At 65.3% G+C, this 18,457-nt stretch carries 16 protein-coding genes; 1 reads left to right on the top strand and 15 read right to left on the bottom strand.

Translation table 11 applies throughout. The features are described from left to right. Positions 1 to 46: 46 nt before the first annotated feature. From phoR to AC3WON_RS12250, 11 genes are all read right to left on the bottom strand, one after another. Positions 47 to 1,429 (bottom strand): phosphate regulon sensor histidine kinase PhoR, encoded by a 1,383-nt coding sequence (gene phoR / locus AC3WON_RS12200; RefSeq protein WP_010814306.1) that lies wholly within the window; start codon positions 1,427 to 1,429, stop codon positions 47 to 49. Positions 1,430 to 1,562: 133 nt separating this feature from the next. Next, positions 1,563 to 2,270, bottom strand: a complete 708-nt coding sequence (gene phoB, locus AC3WON_RS12205) for a phosphate regulon transcriptional regulator PhoB (protein WP_492320600.1) — start codon at positions 2,268 to 2,270, stop codon at positions 1,563 to 1,565. Positions 2,271 to 2,297: 27 nt separating this feature from the next. Beyond that, positions 2,298 to 3,002, bottom strand: a complete 705-nt coding sequence (gene phoU, locus AC3WON_RS12210; RefSeq protein ID WP_018309301.1) for a phosphate signaling complex protein PhoU — start codon at positions 3,000 to 3,002, stop codon at positions 2,298 to 2,300. A 47-nt stretch (positions 3,003 to 3,049) separates the two neighbouring features. After that, positions 3,050 to 3,838 carry a phosphate ABC transporter ATP-binding protein PstB gene (gene pstB, locus AC3WON_RS12215; protein WP_013957282.1) on the bottom strand — a complete coding sequence of 263 codons (789 nt, stop codon included), beginning with the start codon at positions 3,836 to 3,838 and terminating at the stop codon, positions 3,050 to 3,052. A gap of 52 nt (positions 3,839 to 3,890) precedes the next feature. Beyond that, positions 3,891 to 4,790 carry a phosphate ABC transporter permease PstA gene (gene pstA / locus AC3WON_RS12220; protein WP_492320599.1) on the bottom strand — a complete coding sequence of 300 codons (900 nt, stop codon included), beginning with the start codon at positions 4,788 to 4,790 and terminating at the stop codon, positions 3,891 to 3,893. Then, positions 4,787 to 5,755 (bottom strand): phosphate ABC transporter permease PstC, encoded by a 969-nt coding sequence (gene pstC / locus AC3WON_RS12225; RefSeq protein ID WP_011615657.1) that lies wholly within the window; start codon positions 5,753 to 5,755, stop codon positions 4,787 to 4,789. The genes pstA and pstC overlap by 4 nt, the downstream gene beginning before the upstream one ends. A 118-nt stretch (positions 5,756 to 5,873) precedes the next feature. After that, positions 5,874 to 6,905 (bottom strand): phosphate ABC transporter substrate-binding protein PstS, encoded by a 1,032-nt coding sequence (gene pstS, locus AC3WON_RS12230; protein ID WP_492320598.1) that lies wholly within the window; start codon positions 6,903 to 6,905, stop codon positions 5,874 to 5,876. A 231-nt stretch (positions 6,906 to 7,136) separates the two neighbouring features. Further along, the gene (gene glmM / locus AC3WON_RS12235) at positions 7,137 to 8,480 is read right to left on the bottom strand and encodes a phosphoglucosamine mutase (protein ID WP_492351918.1); all 1,344 of its coding nucleotides are present in this window, start codon (positions 8,478 to 8,480) and stop codon (positions 7,137 to 7,139) included. 58 nt (positions 8,481 to 8,538) lie between these two features. After that, positions 8,539 to 9,405 carry a dihydropteroate synthase gene (folP, locus tag AC3WON_RS12240; RefSeq protein WP_492320596.1) on the bottom strand — a complete coding sequence of 289 codons (867 nt, stop codon included), beginning with the start codon at positions 9,403 to 9,405 and terminating at the stop codon, positions 8,539 to 8,541. Between the two features lie 131 nt (positions 9,406 to 9,536). Next, on the bottom strand, positions 9,537 to 11,423 hold the full coding sequence (ftsH, locus tag AC3WON_RS12245; RefSeq protein WP_492320595.1) for an ATP-dependent zinc metalloprotease FtsH: 1,887 nt from the start codon (positions 11,421 to 11,423) through the stop codon (positions 9,537 to 9,539). Between the two features lie 154 nt (positions 11,424 to 11,577). Continuing rightward, complete coding sequence (locus AC3WON_RS12250; RefSeq protein WP_010814316.1) at positions 11,578 to 12,243, bottom strand: RlmE family RNA methyltransferase; 666 nt, start codon at positions 12,241 to 12,243, stop codon at positions 11,578 to 11,580. Positions 12,244 to 12,540: 297 nt separating this feature from the next. Here AC3WON_RS12250 and AC3WON_RS12255 point away from each other — a divergent pair, with 297 nt between their 5' ends. Then, positions 12,541 to 13,044 carry a YhbY family RNA-binding protein gene (locus AC3WON_RS12255; protein ID WP_010814317.1) on the top strand — a complete coding sequence of 168 codons (504 nt, stop codon included), beginning with the start codon at positions 12,541 to 12,543 and terminating at the stop codon, positions 13,042 to 13,044. 87 nt (positions 13,045 to 13,131) lie between these two features. On the opposite strand, the gene AC3WON_RS12260 is transcribed toward AC3WON_RS12255, so the two are convergent. From AC3WON_RS12260 to leuE, 4 genes are all read right to left on the bottom strand, one after another. After that, positions 13,132 to 13,635 carry a DUF4149 domain-containing protein gene (locus tag AC3WON_RS12260; RefSeq protein ID WP_010814318.1) on the bottom strand — a complete coding sequence of 168 codons (504 nt, stop codon included), beginning with the start codon at positions 13,633 to 13,635 and terminating at the stop codon, positions 13,132 to 13,134. A gap of 54 nt (positions 13,636 to 13,689) precedes the next feature. Continuing rightward, the gene (gene greA, locus AC3WON_RS12265) at positions 13,690 to 14,166 is read right to left on the bottom strand and encodes a transcription elongation factor GreA (protein ID WP_492320594.1); all 477 of its coding nucleotides are present in this window, start codon (positions 14,164 to 14,166) and stop codon (positions 13,690 to 13,692) included. A gap of 248 nt (positions 14,167 to 14,414) precedes the next feature. Further along, positions 14,415 to 17,663 carry a carbamoyl-phosphate synthase large subunit gene (gene carB / locus AC3WON_RS12270; RefSeq protein WP_492320593.1) on the bottom strand — a complete coding sequence of 1,083 codons (3,249 nt, stop codon included), beginning with the start codon at positions 17,661 to 17,663 and terminating at the stop codon, positions 14,415 to 14,417. An 89-nt stretch (positions 17,664 to 17,752) separates the two neighbouring features. Continuing rightward, positions 17,753 to 18,424, bottom strand: a complete 672-nt coding sequence (gene leuE / locus AC3WON_RS12275) for a leucine efflux protein LeuE (protein ID WP_439670747.1) — start codon at positions 18,422 to 18,424, stop codon at positions 17,753 to 17,755. Between the last annotated feature and the right edge of the window lie 33 nt (positions 18,425 to 18,457).

The raw sequence follows: 18,457 nt of genomic DNA on the forward strand, positions 1-18,457 counted from the left end.
GGCATAACATGCAAAACCCCGCCGCGGCGGGGATTTCCTTTACGGCTCAGGCGGCGCGCCGCGAGGTGTCCGGCGACTGCGGCGGCGCGGTCGGGCCGCTGCCTGGCGCGGGCATGTCCGCGCCCTCCCCGGCCGAGCGCAGGCTGCGCTCAAGCGGGAAGATCACGCGGAACACGCTGCCCCGGCCCTCTTCGCTGGTCACGCGCAGGTCCGCATGGTGGCGTGACAGCACGTGCTTGACGATGGCCAGCCCCAGCCCGGTGCCGCCGGTGTCGCGCGAGCGGCTGCGGTCCACGCGGTAGAAGCGCTCGGTCAGCCGGGGAATATGCTCGGGAGCGATGCCCAGGCCGGTATCGGCCACCGAGAACACGGCATGACCCTCTTCCCAGGCCAGCCTGATGGTGATGCGCCCGCCGTCCGGCGTGTAGCGCACGGCGTTCGACACCAGGTTGCCCAGCGCCGACAGCAACTCGGTCTCTGCGCCGCGCATGCCGACGGTCGGGTCGATCTCGGCCGAGACCTGGTGCCGTCCCTGCGACAGCGCCTCGGCGTCGTGGGTCAGGTGCGCCACCATGGCACGGATCGGCACGATGTCATTGCCGGGCGGCTGCGCATCGCTTTCCAGCTTGGCCAGCGCCAGCAGGTCTTCGACGATGCTCTGCATGCGCACCGACTGCGCCAGCATCATGTCGATGTAGCGGCGCCGGTCGTCTTCCGATACCGGCAGGTCGCGCACGGTCTCCAGGAAGCCGGTCAGCACCGTCAGCGGCGTCTTCAGTTCGTGCGACACGTTGGCAACGAAGTCGCGCCGCATCGCCTCGGTGTTTTCGAGCTTGGTGATGTCCTGCGTGATCACCAGCTTGCGGTTGTCGCCATAGGGCAGGATCTGCACCGCGATCACGCTGTGCTTGTGTTCGCCCATGTCGCGCATCACCAGCGGATCGTCAAAACGCTGCCGGGTCAGGTAGTGGACGAACTCGGGCCGGCGGATCAGGTGGGTGATGCGCTGGCGCACGTCGCGCCGCGCGTTCAGGCCGAAGTGCTGCTCGGCCACGTCGTTGCACCACTCGATCTGGTCGGCGTCGTCCAGCATCAGCACGCCGTTGGGCGAAGCCTGGATGGCCTGGATAAAGCGCGTGTGCTGCTGCTCGACCTGCAGCACCTGGGTGCGCCAGCGCTTGACCAGCCGGTGCAGCCGGTAATACACCTCGCCCCAAAGTCCGAGTGCACTGGGGATCTCGCCGTAGACCGGCGCATCGAGCACCTTCCACAGGCGGTTGATCTGGTACAGGTAGTAGAACAGCAGCCCGAGCAGCGATACGCATGCCAGCGCCAGCGCCGGCACCGGGCCCACGGCCAGGTAAACACCGGCGGACAGCACCAGCAGGCTGATCAGGATGGCCACGGAACGGGCCCAGATGACATTCATGCGCAGGGTTCAGGCTCGCAGCCAGGGAAGGCTGCAGGGTTGCGACGGAGTGTGCCACGAATTCGCCGCGCCCTGCCAGCAGCGTGGGCTCTGGCAGGGCAGCACGTCAAGCCGCCCTCCCGTGTCCGGCGCGTCAGGCGCCGGGCGTGCGCGCCAGGCGGTAGCCACTGCCGCGCACGGTTTCGATCATATTGCTGTAGCCGCCGGGGGTGAGCGCGGCGCGCAGGCGCTTGATATGGACGTCGACGGTACGCTCCTCGACAAAGACATGGTCGCCCCAGACCTGGTCGAGCAGTTGCGAGCGGCTGTGCACGCGTTCCGGATGCGTCATCAGGAAGTGCAGCAGGCGGAACTCGGTCGGACCCAGCTCCAGCTTGATCGCGCCGCTCTCGTCCTGGCCGGTGACGCGGTGCGTGGCCGGGTCCAGGCGCAGGCCGTTGATGGCCACCACATCGTCGGTCAGCTGCGGCGCACGGCGGCGCAGCACCGCCTTGATCCGCGCCAGCAGTTCCTTGGGCGAGAACGGCTTGGTGACGTAGTCGTCGGCGCCGGCCTCAAGCCCCATCACCTTGTCCTGCTCCTCGCCGCGGGCGGTCAGCATGATGATGGGGATCTGGCGGGTGCGGTCGTTGGCCCGCAACTCCTTGGCGAAGTTCGCGCCCGACTTGCCCGGGAGCATCCAGTCGAGCAGCACCAGGTCGGGCAGCACATCGCTCATCAGCGACAGCGCCTGCTCGGCGTTATAGGCCCGGATCGGATAGTGCCCCGCGTGCTGCAGGTTCACGGCGATCAGTTCGGCGATCGCCGGTTCGTCTTCGACAACGAGAATACTGCTTGGCATGTAATTGTTCTCCGTGGGCGGCTGAGTTCAGCTCAGCGCTTCGCGCTCCATGTCCTCGCGCGAGACATGGCGGACGTCCGTCCCCTTGACAATGTAAATGATAAATTCCGCGATGTTCTTGGCGTGATCGCCGATGCGCTCGACGGCCTTGGCGATGAACAGGAAATCCAGCGCGACCGAGATCGTACGCGGGTCTTCCATCATGTACGTGATCAGCTTGCGCACGAAGCCGCGGAATTCCTCGTCGATGGCCTTGTCGTCCTTGACGATGCGCGCCGCCGCCACGGTGTCCAGGCGCGCAAAGGCGTCCAGCGCCTGGCGCAGCAGCGAGATCGCCATCTCGCCCGAGAGTTTGACCTCGGCGTAGTTGATGCTGTGCGCCGACGCGTCTTCCATGATGTGCTTGGTGCGCTTGGCGATCTTCTCGGCTTCGTCGCCGGCGCGCTCCAGGTTGGTGATGGTCTTGGAGATGGCCATCACCAGGCGCAGGTCGCGCGCGGTCGGCTGGCGCCGGGCAATGATGTTGCCGCAGTCGGCATCGATCTCGACTTCCAGCGCGTTGAGCTGGATCTCCCGGGCGATGACCTGGTCGGCGGTCTCGCCATCGAAGTCGGCCAGCGCGCGCATGGCGAGCTCGATCTGCGACTCGACCAGGCCGCCCATCTGCAGCAGCTTGGTGTTGATCGCGTTGAGGTCGGCGTCGAACTGGGTCGACAGGTGCTTGTCTGGCATGGGATTCTCCTGGCCGCTTATGGATATGCTACGCCCTGCGGTAACGATCAGCCGAACCGGCCTGTAATGTAGTCTTCCGTTTCCTTGCGGTGCGGCTTGATGAAGATCTTCTCGGTCTCGCCGAACTCGATCAGCTCGCCCAGGTACATGTAGGCGGTGTAGTCCGAGCAGCGCGCCGCCTGCTGCATGTTGTGGGTAACGATCACCACGGTGTACTCATCCTTCAGTTCCGCGATCAGCTCTTCGATGCGGCCGGTGGAGATCGGGTCAAGCGCCGAGCATGGCTCGTCCAGCAGCAGCACTTCCGGGCGGATGGCAATGCCGCGCGCGATGCACAGGCGCTGCTGCTGGCCGCCGGACAGGCCGTAGCCGGACTGGTGCAGCTTGTCCTTGGCCTCGTTCCACAGCGCCGCCTTGGTCAGCGCCCATTCCACGCGGTCGTCCATCTCCGAGCGCGACAGCTTCTCGAACAGGCGCACGCCGAAGGCGATGTTGTCGTAGATCGACATCGGGAACGGCGTCGGCTTCTGGAACACCATGCCGACCTTGGCGCGCAGCAGCGCGATGTCCTGGCGCGCGGTCAGCAGGTTTTCGCCGTCCATGTTGATCTCACCCTCGGCGCGCTGCTCGGGGTACAGCGCATACATCTTGTTGAAGGTGCGCAGCAGCGTCGACTTGCCGCAGCCCGACGGCCCGATAAAGGCCGTGACCTTGCGGTCCGGGATCGACATGTTGATGTCTTTCAGCGCATGGAACTGGCTGTAGTAGAAGTTCAGATTGCGCACGTCGATCTTGGCGCGTACCGAATCGGGAATGTCGATGACGGTGGAGGTCATTGCGTTTCTCGCTTGCAGTCTTTAGGGCGGGACGGATTACCGGCCGCGCCGCTTATTTCTTGAACAGGATGCGCGCCAGGATATTCAGGGCCAGCACGCCAATCGTAATCAGGAACACACCCGCCCAGGCCAGTTGCTGCCATTCGGTGAACGGGCTCATGGCAAAGCGGAAGATCGTCACCGGCAGGTTGGCCATCGGCTTGTTCAGGTCGCTGGTCCAGAACTGGTTGGACAGCGCGGTGAACAGCAGCGGCGCGGTCTCGCCGGCGATACGGGCGACGGCCAGCAACACCCCGGTCACAATGCCGGCGTAGGATGACTTCACCGTGATCGACAGCACCATCTTCCACTTGGGAGTGCCGAGTGCGAAGGCCGCCTCGCGCAGCGCGTTGGGCACCAGGTTCAGCATGTTCTCGGTGGTGCGCACCACGATCGGCACCTGCAGCAGCGCCAACGCGCAGATCCCGGCCCAGCCCGAGAAGTGGCCCATGCGGGTCACCACCAGCGCGTAGACAAAGAGCCCGATCACGATCGACGGCGCCGACAGCAGGATGTCGTTGATAAAGCGGATAAAGCTGGCCAGCGGCGAGCTCTTGCCGTACTCGGCCAGGTAGATGCCGGCCAGGATGCCCAGCGGCGTGCCAAACAGCGTGGCCATGCCGACCATCACGAAGCTGCCGAAGATGGCGTTGGCCAGGCCGCCGCCGGCGGTATTCGGCGCCGGGGTCATCTGCGTGAACAGGTCCAGCGACAGGCCGCCCACGCCCAGCGTGACGGTGGTCCACAGGATCCACGCCAGCCAGAACAGGCCGAAGCCCATCGCCACCAGCGAGGCGGTCAGTGCATACAGGTTGGTGCGGCGGCGGCGCGCCTGCAGCCGGGTGCGGATGGCATCCGCGTCGGGGCGGACCGCCGGGATCGATACGGTAGACACGGCTTGACTCGCGCTCATTTGGTTCCCTCATTCTTTGCCAGTCGCAGCAGCAGCAGCTTGGACAGCGCCAGCACCACAAAGGTAATGAAGAACAGGATCAGGCCCAGTTCCATCAGCGCGGCGGTGTGCAGGCCGGCGCCGGCTTCGGCGAATTCGTTGGCGAGCGCCGAGGTGATGCTGTTGCCCGGCGAGAACAGCGAGGCGCTGTCCAGCAGGTTGGTGTTGCCGATCACGAAGGTGACGGCCATGGTCTCGCCCAGCGCGCGGCCCAGGCCCAGCATCACGCCGCCGATGACACCCGCGCGGGTATAGGGCAGCACCACGTTCCACATCACTTCCCAGGTGGTGCAGCCCACGCCGTAGGCGGATTCCTTGAGCAGCACCGGGGTGACTTCAAACACGTCGCGCATCACCGAAGCGATGTACGGGATGATCATGATCGCCAGGATCACGCCCGCGCACAGCAAGCCGATGCCCAGCGGCGCGCCCTGGAACAGCTTGCCGACCACCGGCAGCTGGCCCACCGTGGCGGCCAGGGGCTTCTGGAAATACTCGCCGAAGATCGGCGCGAACACGAGCAGGCCCCACATGCCGTAGACGATCGACGGCACCGCGGCGAGCAGTTCGATGGCGGTGCCCAGCGGGCGGCGCAGCCAGGCCGGCGACAGCTCGGTCAGGAACAGCGCGATGCCGAAGCTCACCGGCACCGCGATGATCAGCGCGATCAGCGAGGTCACGATGGTGCCGTAGATGGGCACCAGCGCGCCATAGACATCGGCGGGAGGATCCCACTCCGCGGTCCACAGGAAGCGCGCGCCGAAGGTCTGGATCGACGGCCAGGCGCTGATCGCGAGCGAGACGATGATGCCGCCCAGCAGCAGCAGGGTCACGATCGCGGCGCCCCGCGTCAGGCCGCCGAACAGGATGTCGCCCATGCGGCTCGGGGGCTGGACGTTGCGGATCTCGGAGGGGGTAGTCGCCATGTCGGGAATTCAGGGTGGATCGCCGCTCCCGCCTGGGCGGGAGCCCGGTGTCCGGGCCAGTTTCGGGCAGCCCGGCCACCGGCCCCGCACTCGCGCGGGGCCGGCGATGCCGTCAGGATCAGTACAGCGCCTTGCCCGAGGCGTCCTTGACGCTGGTCTTCCAGGTCGAACGGATCTGGTTCACAACGTTTTCCGGCAGCGGCACGTAGTCGAGGTCGGCAGCCATGTTGGCGCCGCTCTTGTAGGCCCAGTCGAAGAACTTCAGCACTTCGGCACCCTGCGCGGCCTTTTCCTGGTTCTTGTGGACCAGGATGAAGGTGGCGCCGGCGATCGGCCAGGCTTCCTTGCCCGGCTGGTTGGTCAGGATCTGGTAGTAGGTCTTGCTCCAGTCCGCACCGGCGGCGGCAGCCTTGAAGGCATCGTCGCCCGGCTTGACCACGGCACCCGACGCGTTCTTCATGTTCACGTGGGTCATCTTGTTCTGCTTGGCGTAGGCGTACTCGACGTAGCCGATCGCACCGTTCAGGCGCTGCACGAAGGCGGCGACGCCCTCGTTGCCCTTGCCGCCGGTGCCGCCGCCCGGCCAGTTGACCGTGGTGCCCTCGCCCACCGCGCTCTTCCAGTCCGGGCTGACCTTGGACAGGTAGTTGGTGAAGATGAAGGTCGTGCCCGAACCGTCGGCGCGGCGCACCGGCAGGATGTCCTGGCTCGGCAGCTTGGCCTGCGGGTTCAGCGCCTTGATCGCGGGGTCATCCCACTTCTTGATCTTGCCCAGGTAGATGTTGGCCAGCACTTCGCCCGTGATGGTCAGTTCGCCCGGCTTCACGCCCTGCAGGTTGATCACCGGCACCACGCCGCCGATCACGGTCGGGAACTGGACCAGGCCCTGCTTGTTCAGGTCCTCGTCCTTCAGCGGCGCGTCCGAGGCACCGAAATCGACCGTCTTGGCGCCGATCTGCTTGATCCCGCCCGACGAACCGATGGATTGATAGTTGACCTTGTTACCCGTTGCTTTTTGGTATGCGTCGGCCCACTTGGAATACACGGGCGCGGGGAAAGAAGCGCCTGCACCGGTAATTTCCGCCGCGAACGCAGTGCCCGCCACCACCATCGAAACGATGCCTGCCACGGCAGTCTTGACCAGCTTCATATGTCCTCCAGAGAACATTGGTTGGGAATGACAAATTTTTGACAAGACGAACTCTATGCTCCCTGTATGACAATTCCGTGACATCTTTAAATCTTCTTGGAACCGGCCTCCAGCAAGGGATCGCCGCTACCATCCGGCAGTCATGGTGACGCAATATGACGGCGGTTAATTGCGTTATGGAATAAAAAAACGCCGGGACTGGCCCGGCGTTTCTGGTCAGGGGGCGGCGTATCAGGCGCCCAAGGCATCGGCCAGCCGCCTGGCCGCGCGCTCGGCCATTTCGGCCTGCTCGGCCTCGACCATCACGCGCACCACCGGTTCGGTGCCGGAGGCACGGATCAGCACCCGGCCGCGCCCCTCCAGTTCAGGCTCGACCGCCGCGCGCGCGGCCTGCAGGCCAGCATGCGACTGCCAGTCGAAGCCTTTCTGCACGCGCACGTTGATGAGCGTCTGCGGGAACAGCCTTACGCCCTCGAGCAACTGCGCCAGCGTCTTGCCGCTGCGGCGCAGCGCGGCCAGCACCTGCAGCGCCGACACGATGCCGTCGCCGGTGCTGTGGCGGTCCAGGCACAGCAGGTGGCCGGAGCCCTCGCCGCCAAGGGTCCAGCTGCGCTTGTTCAACTCTTCCAGCACATAGCGGTCGCCTACCTTGGCGCGCACGAATTCCACGCCCTGGCGCTTGAGCGCCAGCTCCACCGCCATATTGGTCATCAGCGTGCCTACGGCACCCGGCACCGCCTGGCCAGCGGCCTGGCGGTCGCGCACGATCAGATACAGCAATTCGTCGCCGTTGTAGAGACGGCCGTCGGCGTCCACCACCTGCAAGCGGTCGGCGTCGCCGTCAAAGGCCAGGCCCAGGTCGGCCCCATGTGCCTTGACCGCCTCAACCAGCTTGCCCGGCGCCGTGGCGCCGTAGCCGTCGTTGATATTGCGGCCGTCCGGCTGGTTGCCGATCGAAACCACGTCGGCGCCCAACTCATGGAACACGTGCGGCGCGATGTGGTAGGCCGCGCCATGGGCGCAGTCGACCACCAGCTTCAGGCCGTACAGGTCCTGCTCATGCGGGAAGGTGCTCTTGCAGAACTCGATATAGCGGCCGGGGGCATCGTTGATGCGGCGCGCGCGGCCCAGGTCATCGGACGGCGCGCACACCATCGGCTCTTCGATGGCAGCCTCGATCTCCGCCTCGACCGCATCCGGCAGCTTGTCGCCGTCGGCCGAAAAGAACTTGATGCCGTTGTCGTAGTAGGGATTGTGGCTGGCCGAGATCACCACGCCCGCGGACAGGCGCAGCGCCCGCGTCAGGTAGGCGATGCCCGGCGTCGGCAGCGGGCCGGTCAGCAGCACGTGCACGCCGGCCGAGGTAAAGCCGGCTTCCAGCGCCGCTTCCAGCATATAGCCGGAAATGCGCGTGTCCTTGCCAATCAGCACGGTCGGCTTGCCTTGCCCGGTCTTGGCGCCGTGGGCCAGCACCTTGCCGGCCGCATGGCCCAGGCGCATCACGAAGTCCGGCGTGATCGGCGCCTCGCCGACCCTGCCCCGCACGCCATCTGTCCCGAAATACTTGCGTGTCATTCGCTGATTCCCTTTCTTTACTCTGGTCGTTGATCTGTCTGCGGTGGCCGCGGCTGATTCAGGCCGCGCCAACGGACTCGTTGCGCACCGCCCACCAGGTCTTCACGGCATCCACCGTCTGCTCCACATCATGCACGCGCACGATAAATGCTCCGCGCTCCAGCGCACACACCGCGGCGGCAATGCTGGCCGCAACACGCTGCTGCGGCGGCCGGCCACCGAGGACCGCGCCCAGCGTGGACTTGCGCGAGATGCCCGCCAGCACCGGCAGGCCCTCAAGTGCCAGCCGCGGCAGTTGGCCGAGCAGGCGCAAATTATGATCGGGTGTCTTGCCGAAGCCAAACCCCGGATCGAGGGAGATGCGCGCATCGTCGATGCCGGCAGCGCGCAGCACGGCAATGCGCTCGGCAAGGAACCCGGCCACCTCGGCGACCACGTCATCGTAGTGCGGGTCTTCCTGCATGGTCTGCGGATCGCGCTGCATATGCATCACGCACAGGCCCGCCTGCCCCGCCGCCACGGCCTCGACCGCGCCCGGCATACGGAAACCCCAGATATCGTTGATGAGATCGGCTCCGGCCGCAAGCGCGGCGCGCATGACCTCGGGCTTGTAGGTATCGACCGAGAGCGGCTTGCCGCAGTCGCGCAGCGCTTCCACCACCGGGATCACGCGCGCCAGTTCGTCTTCCAGCGGCAGCGCCGCCGAACCGGGCCGGCTCGATTCCCCGCCGATGTCGATGATGTCCACACCCTCGGCGATCATCTGCCCGGCATGGCGCAGCGCCGCGTTCCGGCTGGCATGCTGGCCGCCATCGGAGAAAGAATCGGGCGTGACGTTGAGGATACCCATCACCAGCGGGCGCTGGTCCAGGGCAAAGCGAAAACGGCCGCACTGGAAATACCGGGTCTGAGAAGTCTGCTGCAAGGTAGGAATGCTTGATTCAATCCGGGCGCCGCGGATGCCGCGCAAAAGGAAAAGCCGGTGCACCAGGCACCGGCTTCAGGGACAGGCACTACACAGCCATCACTACGGCGTCGTCTGTGAACGAACCAGGATCAGGCCGTGGCGGGCGCGTTGGTCGGCGGCGCCACCGGCGAGCCGCCCGGAGGCGTGCTGCCGCCGCCGTTCGGGCCCGACGCGCTGCGCGGCGGACGCGGCGGCTTGCCGGCCATGATGTCGTTGACCTGGTCGGCATCGATGGTTTCCCATTCCATCAGCGCGTTGGTCATGGCTTCGACCTTGTCGCGGTTCTCTTCGAGCAGGCGCTTGGCCAGCGCGTATTGCTCGTCGATGATGCGGCGGATCTCGGCGTCGACCTTCTGCTGCGTGGCTTCCGACACGGTCTTCGACGACAGCTTGCCGAACATGCCATCCTGCTCGGTATCCACGTAGACCATGGCACCCAGCGAATCGCTCATACCGAAGCGGGTCACCATGTCGCGGGCAAGCTTGGTGGCGCGCTCGAAGTCGTTGGAAGCACCGGTGCTCATGGCGTTGAGGAAGACCTCTTCCGCCGCGCGGCCGCCGAAGAGGATGGCAACCTCTTCCAGCATGCTGTCCTTGTACTTCGAATACTTGTCATGCTCCGGCAGCTGCCAGGTCACGCCCAGCGCCCAGCCACGCGGCATGATGGTGACCTTGTGCACCGGATCGGCCTTGGGCAGCAGCTTGGCCACCACCGCATGGCCCGACTCGTGGTAAGCCGTGGCCCGGCGCTCTTCTTCGCGCATGACCGTCGACTTGCGCTCCGGACCCATATAGATCTTGTCCTTGGCATCTTCGAAGTCCTGCATATCGACCACGCGCTTGCTCCGGCGGGCGGCAAACAGTGCGGCTTCGTTGACCAGGTTGGCCAGGTCCGCGCCCGAGAAGCCCGGGGTGCCGCGCGCGATGATCGAGGCGTCGACATCGTTGCCGATCGGCACCTTGCGCATATGGACCTTCAGGATCTGCTCGCGGCCGCGGATGTCCGGCAGGCCCACGTAGACCTGGCGGTCGAAACGGCCCGGACGCAGCAGCGCCTTGTCCAGCACGTCGGCACGGTTGGTCGCGGCGATCACGATCACGCCCGAGTTGGCCTCGAAGCCGTCCATCTCGACCAGCATCTGGTTCAGGGTCTGCTCGCGCTCGTCGTTGCCGCCGCCCATGCCGGCGCCACGATGGCGGCCAACCGCGTCGATTTCATCGATGAACACGATGCAGGGTGCCTGCTTCTTGGCGTTCTCGAACATGTCGCGCACGCGGGCCGCACCCACGCCGACGAACATTTCCACAAAGTCGGAACCCGAGATGCTGAAGAACGGTACCTTGGCCTCGCCGGCAATGGCGCGCGCCAGCAGCGTCTTGCCGGTACCCGGAGGGCCGACCAGCAGCACGCCGCGCGGGATGCGCCCGCCCAGCTTCTGGAACTTCTGCGGGTCCTTCAGGAAGTCGACCAGCTCGACCACTTCTTCCTTGGACTCGTCGCAGCCGGCCACGTCCTGGAACGTGACGGCGTTCTGGTTCTCGTCGATCAGGCGCGCACGCGATTTGCCGAATGAGAAAGCGCCGCCTTTGCCGCCCCCCTGCATCTGGCGCATCATGTAGAACCAGAACACGATGATCAGCAGGGTCGGCCCGAGGTAATACAGGGCCTGGACCAGCACGTTGGGTTCGTCGTCCGCCTTGCCGGTCACCTGGACGCCGTACTTCATCAGGTCGCCAACCATCCAGATGTCGCCCGGCGAGATGATGGTGTACTTGGCGCCTTCCTTGGGCGAGACCACCAGGTTGCGGCCCTGCACGTCGACACGCGACACCTTGCCATTCTTGGCGTCATCCATGAACTGCGAATAGGTGACGCTGTCCTGCGCACGGGGCTTGTCGAACTGCTTGAAGACGGTAAACAACACCAGCGCGATCACGAGCCAGATTGCCGCCTTTTGAAACAGGTTGTTATTCAAGGCCGAACTCCTTTGCAATTGCCTTGCCAACGGATAGCTGCATTGTAATGCAGCGCCCGCCCTCGGGGGGAAACAGAGAAACTATGATGCCGATAGCACCGGGTGGGGCACTTTCCACGCTTCTTTTTTTCGCCCTGGCTTGTATCGAGACCGGTCAATCCACTGCCTTGAGGTAGCGCCCAAGGATAAAGGTTTCGGAAGACTTGTCGCGAGACGCCTTGGGCTTGCGTTTCGCAACCACTTTGAAATGCCGTTTGAACTTCTCCACGATCTGGCTGTAGCCGCTCCCGTGGAAGCACTTTACCAGCAATGCCCCCTCCGGCTTAAGATGGGCCTGCGCAAATTCCAGCGCCAGGTCGCACAGGTACTCGATCCGTGCTGCATCGGCGAAGGCCACACCGGACAAATTGGGGGCCATGTCCGACAAAACAAGGTCAATCTTGTTACCGCCGGAGGCGTCCAGCACCACACTTTCCAGTTCGCGGAAGACCGATTCCTCGCGGAAGTCCCCCTGGATGAAAGTGACGTCGGCGACCGGTTCCATCGGCAGCAGGTCGATCGCGACCACGGCGCCATCGATCCTGCCGTCCTTGGCCCGGGGCGAGTCCGCCAGCTTGTTGCGGGCGTACTGGCTCCAGCTGCCCGGCGCCGCGCCCAGGTCGACGATCACCTGCCCCGGGCGGATCAGCTTGTCCTGCTCGTCGATCTCCTTGAGCTTGTAGGCCGCGCGGGCGCGATAGCCCTCGCGCTGGGCCATTTTCACGTACGGATCGTTGATGTGGTCGTGCAGCCACGAATGATTGAACTTGTTTTTTGCCATACCAGTTACCAGCCTGTTCCCTGCCCCGCCCGCCGCTCAATGCCGCCCGCGAAGGTTTTCCTACTGTTTTGATGATTTTGCTGCCCGACAGTGCCGGATTGACGGATAATACGCGCCAATCCGCATACCGACCGCCGGCTCGCCTTATCAGCTGCCGGCTTGCCGCCCCCGGGCGGCCGTCGGCAGCCTGTCCTTGCCCGACCCGCCGTGTCACGACCGGCGCGGGCTGCAGCGCCCGATTTCCAGCGCCCACGCGCTCTATCACTATTTCAAGCGCCTAATAATCAGCGCCAACCTATGCCCGCTCTACAACTAGTCCCTGCCCAGCGCTCTGACCTGCGCTCCCGTGCCCATGCCCTGAACCCGGTCGTGATGGTCGGCGCCGAAGGCCTGACCCGTGCCGTACTGGCCGAGATCGACCGCAGCCTGGCCGCCCACGACCTGATCAAGATCCGCGTGTTCGGCGACGATCGCGACGCGCGCATCGCCATCTACGAGGAAATCTGCGACCAGCTCAGCGCCGCGCCGATCCAGCATATCGGCAAGCTGCTGGTGGTCTGGCGTCCGGGCGAAGCGCGCCTGAAGGAAAACCAGGCCGAAGACCTGGGCCGCCACACCCCCGCCCGCCGTGGCGGCGCGGCCCCGCGCACGGTGACGGTCAAGAAGCCCAGCGCCGCGCCGAACCGCCGTCCGACCCGCAAGGAAGTCACGGTGCTTGGCAACGAGCGCGTCACCGCCGGCGGCAATGTGAAGCGTTCGCGCGCACGCCCGACCAGCCAGAAGAAGAAGGCGCTGGGCTGAGCACGATCAGCTGAAGCATGACGGGGTTGCTGCCAGGCGACGCCCGATGCCGGCACGCCACGCCCGTGGCCGTGCCGGCGGCCGGCCTCACTCCCCGGCCGAACGCGGCGCCGAAGCGCGCCACACCAGCACCAGCGCCAGCAGGCTTTGCAGCAGGTAGAAGGCGCTCGACACGCCGTGCAGCATGCCGAACTGCGCCTTGTAAGGCGATTCCGAAACGCCGACGCCCAGTGCCAGCGCCTTTTCCTTCAGGCCGGCCATGAACGGCTGGGTGCCGAAGTAGCCCGCCAGCACGCAGCACAACATGCCCAGCACCAGCCAGCGCAGGCCGCGATAGCGGTGGGCACCGCGCCGGATCATCACGTTGCACAGCACCAGCTGCAGCACGCCGATGGTGACCCCGACGATGGCCTCGGTATGGAACAGGTGCCCGGCGATCATGCCCGCCATCTCGCGGCTGGGCAGCACCGAAAACAAAGTCGGCGCCACCATGTAGCCGACGGTCCAGAGGCTGCCCGCCCACACCACCGTCAGCAGCAGGAAGATGCGGTGCGGCAGCGGCGGCAGATTGTTATAGGAATTGGAGAACACGTGCCGGTCTTTCCGGGGGCCGGGCCAGGTGCAAGCCTGCCGGCCGGGCCGGCGTCAGATATAGCGTACGGTAATGACTTCGTACTCGCGCTCGCCGCCAGGGGCCAGCACGGTTGCGACGTCGCCTTCGAACTTGCCGATCAGCGCACGCGCGATGGGCGAGCTGACCGAGATCTTGCCGACGTCGATGTCGGCTTCGTCATCGCCCACGATCTGGTAGCTGACGGGACTGCCGGACTCCAGGTCTTCCAGGTCCACAGTCGCGCCAAAGACGATGCGGCCGTCGGTGTCCAGCTGGGTCGGGTCGATGATCTGTGCGGCCGACAGCTTGGCCTCCACTTCCAGGATGCGGCCTTCGATAAAGGCTTGCTTTTCCTTGGCGGCGTCGTATTCGGCGTTTTCAGACAGGTCGCCCTGTGCGCGGGCTTCCGAGATCGCATTGATCACCGACGGACGCTCGACAGCCTTCAGGCGCTGCAGCTCCTCCTTCAGGAGCTCTGCGCCACGCTTGGTAATCGGAATGGTGCTCATGTCTTCGTTCAACAAAAAAATGAGCCGCAGCGGAGCTGGAGCCATCCCTGGCCAATGCTGCCAGGGCACTTCCGCTCAACCGCGGCTTTCAGACAGGACCGAATGCGGGCACGCCGCATCGATCGGCGAATTTGACGTAGTTTAGGCCAGGAAGCCCGCCGGCAGCAACTCCGGCGGGCTTCCTGGACTTGACCGGGCACAACCCGCCCGGCCAGTGGCAATGTGCCGCTTGCCTTACCTGCGGGGCTTCAGGCCAGCGAGGCGTGCAGGCTCTGCAGGTCGTAGACCTCCAGGCTCTGCATGTGCTTCAGGCCCTCCACCGCGGCGCGGGCGCCGGCGATGGTGGTGTAGTAAGGAATGCGGTGAGCCAGCGCCGAGGTCCGGATCGAGCGCGAATCGGCAATCGCGGTGCGGGTTTCGTCCACAGTGGTGAACACCAGCGCCAGTTCGCCGTTCTTGATCATGTCCACGATATGCGGACGGCCGTCCTTGACCTTGTTGACGGTCTTGACCGGGATGCCGGCGGCCTCGATGGCCGAGGCGGTGCCGCGGGTGGCAACGATCGGGTAGCCCATGTCGTGCAGCATGCGAGCCACGCCAACGGCGCGCGGCTTGTCGCTGTCCTTCACGGTGATCAGCACGGTGCCCTTCTCCGGCAGGCGCGAACCCGCGGCCAGCTGGCTCTTGAACAGCGCCTCGCCGAAGGCCTTGCCCACCCCCATCACTTCGCCGGTCGAGCGCATTTCAGGTCCGAGGACCGGATCGACGCCCGGGAACTTGTTGAACGGGAACACCGCTTCCTTGACGCTGTAGTACGGCGGGATGACTTCTTCGCCGATGCCCTGCTCGTCCAGCGACTGGCCCGCCATGCAGCGCGCGGCGATCTTGGCCAGCTGCAAGCCGGTGGCCTTGGACACGTACGGCACAGTACGCGAGGCGCGCGGGTTCACTTCCAGCACATAGACGGTATCGACGCCGTCGTTCTGCTGGATCGCGAACTGCACGTTCATCAGGCCGATCACGTTCAGCGCCTTGGCCATCGCGGCGGTCTGGCGCTTCAGTTCAGCCACGGTCTCGGCCGACAGCGAGTACGGCGGCAGCGAGCAGGCGGAGTCGCCCGAGTGCACGCCAGCCTGCTCGATGTGCTCCATCACGCCGCCGATGAAGACGCGCTTGCCGTCGGAGATGGCATCGACGTCGCACTCGATGGCGTCGTTCAGGAAGCGGTCCAGCAGCACCGGGGAATCGTTCGAGACCTTGACGGCCTCGCGCATGTAGCGCTCGAGGTCGCGCGGCTCATGCACGATTTCCATGGCGCGGCCGCCCAGCACGTACGACGGGCGCACCACCAGCGGGTAGCCGATCTCTTCGGCCAGGCGCAGCGCCTCGTCCTCGGCACGCGCGGTGCGGTTGGGCGGCTGGCGCAGGCCCAGCTCCTGCAGCAGTTTCTGGAAGCGCTCGCGGTCTTCGGCCGCGTCGATCATGTCGGGGCTGGTGCCGATGATGGGCACGCCGTTGGCTTCCAGGTCCAGCGCCAGCTTCAGCGGGGTCTGGCCGCCGTACTGCACGATCACGCCGACCGGCTTCTCGAGCGCGACGATCTCCAGCACGTCCTCCAGCGTCAGCGGCTCGAAGTACAGGCGGTCCGAGGTGTCATAGTCGGTCGACACGGTTTCCGGGTTGCAGTTGACCATGATGGTCTCGTACCCGTCTTCGCGCAGCGCCAACGCGGCGTGCACGCAGCAGTAGTCGAACTCGATGCCCTGACCGATCCGGTTCGGGCCGCCGCCCAGCACCATGATCTTCTTCTTGTCGGTCGGCTGCGCCTCGCACTCGCCATGCTCGGCCTCGTAGGTCGAGTACATGTAGGCGGTGTTGGTGGCGAACTCGGCCGCGCAGGTGTCCACGCGCTTGTAGACCGGGCGCACGTTCTGGGCGATGCGCGCTTCGCGCACGGCCTTGGCGTCGGTCTTCAGCAGCTTGGCCAGGCGGCGGTCGGAGAAGCCCTTCTGCTTCAGGAAACGCAGCTCGGCGGTCGACAGGCTTTCCAGCGTGCGCGTCTTGACCAGGCCTTCGGTCTTGATGATGTCTTCGATCTGGGCCAGGAACCAGGGGTCGATGTCGGTCTCGGCATAGACCTCTTCCAGCGACATGCCCAGGCGGAAGGCGTCGCCCACGTACCAGATGCGGTCGGGGCCGGCTTCGCCGATTTCCTCGACGACCTCGTCACGGTCCGACGACTTTTCGTCCAGGCCGTCGACGCCCACTTCCAGGCCGCGCAGGGCCTTCTGGAACGATTCCTGGAAGGTGCGGCCCATCGCCATCACCTCGCCCACCGACTTCATCTGGGTGGTCAGGTGGCTGTCGGCCTGCGGGAATTTCTCAAACGCGAAACGCGGCACCTTGGTGACCACGTAGTCGATCGACGGCTCGAACGAAGCCGGGGTCGCGCCGCCGGTGATCTCGTTCTTCAGCTCGTCCAGCGTGTAGCCCACGGCCAGCTTGGCCGCGACCTTGGCGATCGGGAAGCCGGTGGCCTTGGAGGCCAGCGCCGACGAACGCGACACGCGCGGGTTCATCTCGATGACGATCATGCGACCGTCCTTCGGGTTGATCGAGAACTGCACGTTGGAGCCGCCGGTGTCGACGCCGATCTCGCGCAGCACGGCCAGCGACGCGTTGCGCAGGATCTGGTATTCCTTGTCGGTCAGGGTCTGGGCTGGAGCGACGGTGATCGAGTCGCCGGTGTGGATGCCCATCGGGTCCAGGTTCTCGATCGAGCAGATGATGATGCAGTTGTCCTTCTTGTCGCGGACCACTTCCATCTCATACTCTTTCCAGCCCAGCAGCGATTCTTCGATCAGCAGCTCGCGCGTCGGCGACAGGTCCAGGCCGCGCTTGCAGATCTCTTCGAATTCTTCGCGGTTGTAGGCGATGCCGCCGCCGCTGCCGCCCAGCGTGAACGACGGGCGGATCACGATCGGGTAGCCGCCGGTGCCGGTTTCCTGGGCAATGCGCGACTGCACGGCCATGGCTTCGTCCATCGAGTGGGCGATGCCCGACTTGGCCGAACCCAGACCGATCTTGGTCATGGCGTCCTTGAACTTCTGGCGGTCCTCGGCCTTGTCGATGGCTTCCGGCGAGGCGCCGATCAGCTCGACCTTGTATTTCTCCAGCACGCCGTGACGGTGCAGGTCCAGCGCGCAGTTCAGCGCGGTCTGGCCGCCCATGGTCGGCAGGATCGCGTCCGGGCGTTCCTTCTCGATGATGCGCTCGACCACTTCCCAGGTGATCGGCTCGATGTAGGTCACATCGGCCGTGTTGGGGTCGGTCATGATGGTCGCCGGGTTCGAATTGACCAGGATGACCTTGAAGCCTTCCTCGCGCAGCGCCTTGCAGGCCTGGGCGCCGGAGTAGTCGAACTCGCACGCCTGGCCGATGATGATGGGGCCCGCGCCGATGATCAGGATGCTCTTGATGTCTGTGCGTTTTGGCATTGCACGCTCTCTTTATGGGCCGGCCCGCCTTGCCTGCGGACCGCGCCGGTAATCAGGGAATCCGTCAGGATTCAAAAATATCGTCTTGCTCAGTTCATCGTGGCCGTCGCCAGCTTGGCGCCGAAGCCGATGAACATCGCGCCCACCCCGCTCGACATGCCCGCCGACAGGCGCCGGCGGCGCCGGAATGCGTCGGCCAGCTTCGCGCCCACGAAGATGATCGTGGTCAGGTAGGCAAAGCTGCAGAACTGGGCGACCAGGCCCAGCACGGAGAACGACAGCACCGGGTAAGCGAAGGCCGGGTCGACAAACTGGATGAAGAACGAGATGAAGAACAGGATCGCCTTCGGGTTCAGCAGGCTGATCAGCAACGCCTTGCGGAACGGGTCGGACTGGTCGGCCTTGCTAACCGGCGCGGTGGCGGCGGCATCGCCGCGCGCGGCCCAGTTGCGCAGCGCGCCGCGCAGCATGCTGAAACCAATCCACGCCAGGTAGGCCGCGCCAACGTACTTCACCACGTAGAACAGCGCCGGGCTGGCCTTGAGCAGCGAGGCCACGCCCGCCGCCGACAGCACCATCAGCACGAAGTCGCCCAGGAACACCCCGCACGCGCCCTTGTAGCCGGCGCGCACGCCGCGCTGCGCCGCCACCGACAGCACATACATCGAGTTCGGCCCCGGCAGCAGCACGATAAAGATCGTGCCCAGCACATAGGTCCAGAAATCGGTGATGCCGAAAGCGGTATGCATGAAGGCGTTCATGGGATGTCCCTGAGGTCTGCGCTGTTCTTCTTG

The sequence above is a fragment of the Cupriavidus sp. FW305-46 genome (assembly GCF_058787075.1).

Bases quoted from the DNA above. Each gene is read 5' to 3' on its own strand.
- phoR (WP_010814306.1), bottom strand. From the start codon at position 1,429: ATGAATGTCATCTGGGCCCGTTCCGTGGCCATCCTGATCAGCCTGCTG.
- phoB (WP_492320600.1), bottom strand. From the start codon at position 2,270: ATGCCAAGCAGTATTCTCGTTGTCGAAGACGAACCGGCGATCGCCGAA.
- phoU (WP_018309301.1), bottom strand. From the start codon at position 3,002: ATGCCAGACAAGCACCTGTCGACCCAGTTCGACGCCGACCTCAACGCG.
- pstB (WP_013957282.1), bottom strand. From the start codon at position 3,838: ATGACCTCCACCGTCATCGACATTCCCGATTCGGTACGCGCCAAGATC.
- pstA (WP_492320599.1), bottom strand. From the start codon at position 4,790: ATGAGCGCGAGTCAAGCCGTGTCTACCGTATCGATCCCGGCGGTCCGC.
- pstC (WP_011615657.1), bottom strand. From the start codon at position 5,755: ATGGCGACTACCCCCTCCGAGATCCGCAACGTCCAGCCCCCGAGCCGC.
- pstS (WP_492320598.1), bottom strand. From the start codon at position 6,905: ATGAAGCTGGTCAAGACTGCCGTGGCAGGCATCGTTTCGATGGTGGTG.
- glmM (WP_492351918.1), bottom strand. From the start codon at position 8,480: ATGACACGCAAGTATTTCGGGACAGATGGCGTGCGGGGCAGGGTCGGC.
- AC3WON_RS12250 (WP_010814316.1), bottom strand. From the start codon at position 12,243: ATGGCAAAAAACAAGTTCAATCATTCGTGGCTGCACGACCACATCAAC.
- AC3WON_RS12255 (WP_010814317.1), top strand. From the start codon at position 12,541: ATGCCCGCTCTACAACTAGTCCCTGCCCAGCGCTCTGACCTGCGCTCC.
- greA (WP_492320594.1), bottom strand. From the start codon at position 14,166: ATGAGCACCATTCCGATTACCAAGCGTGGCGCAGAGCTCCTGAAGGAG.
- carB (WP_492320593.1), bottom strand. From the start codon at position 17,663: ATGCCAAAACGCACAGACATCAAGAGCATCCTGATCATCGGCGCGGGC.
- leuE (WP_439670747.1), bottom strand. From the start codon at position 18,424: ATGAACGCCTTCATGCATACCGCTTTCGGCATCACCGATTTCTGGACC.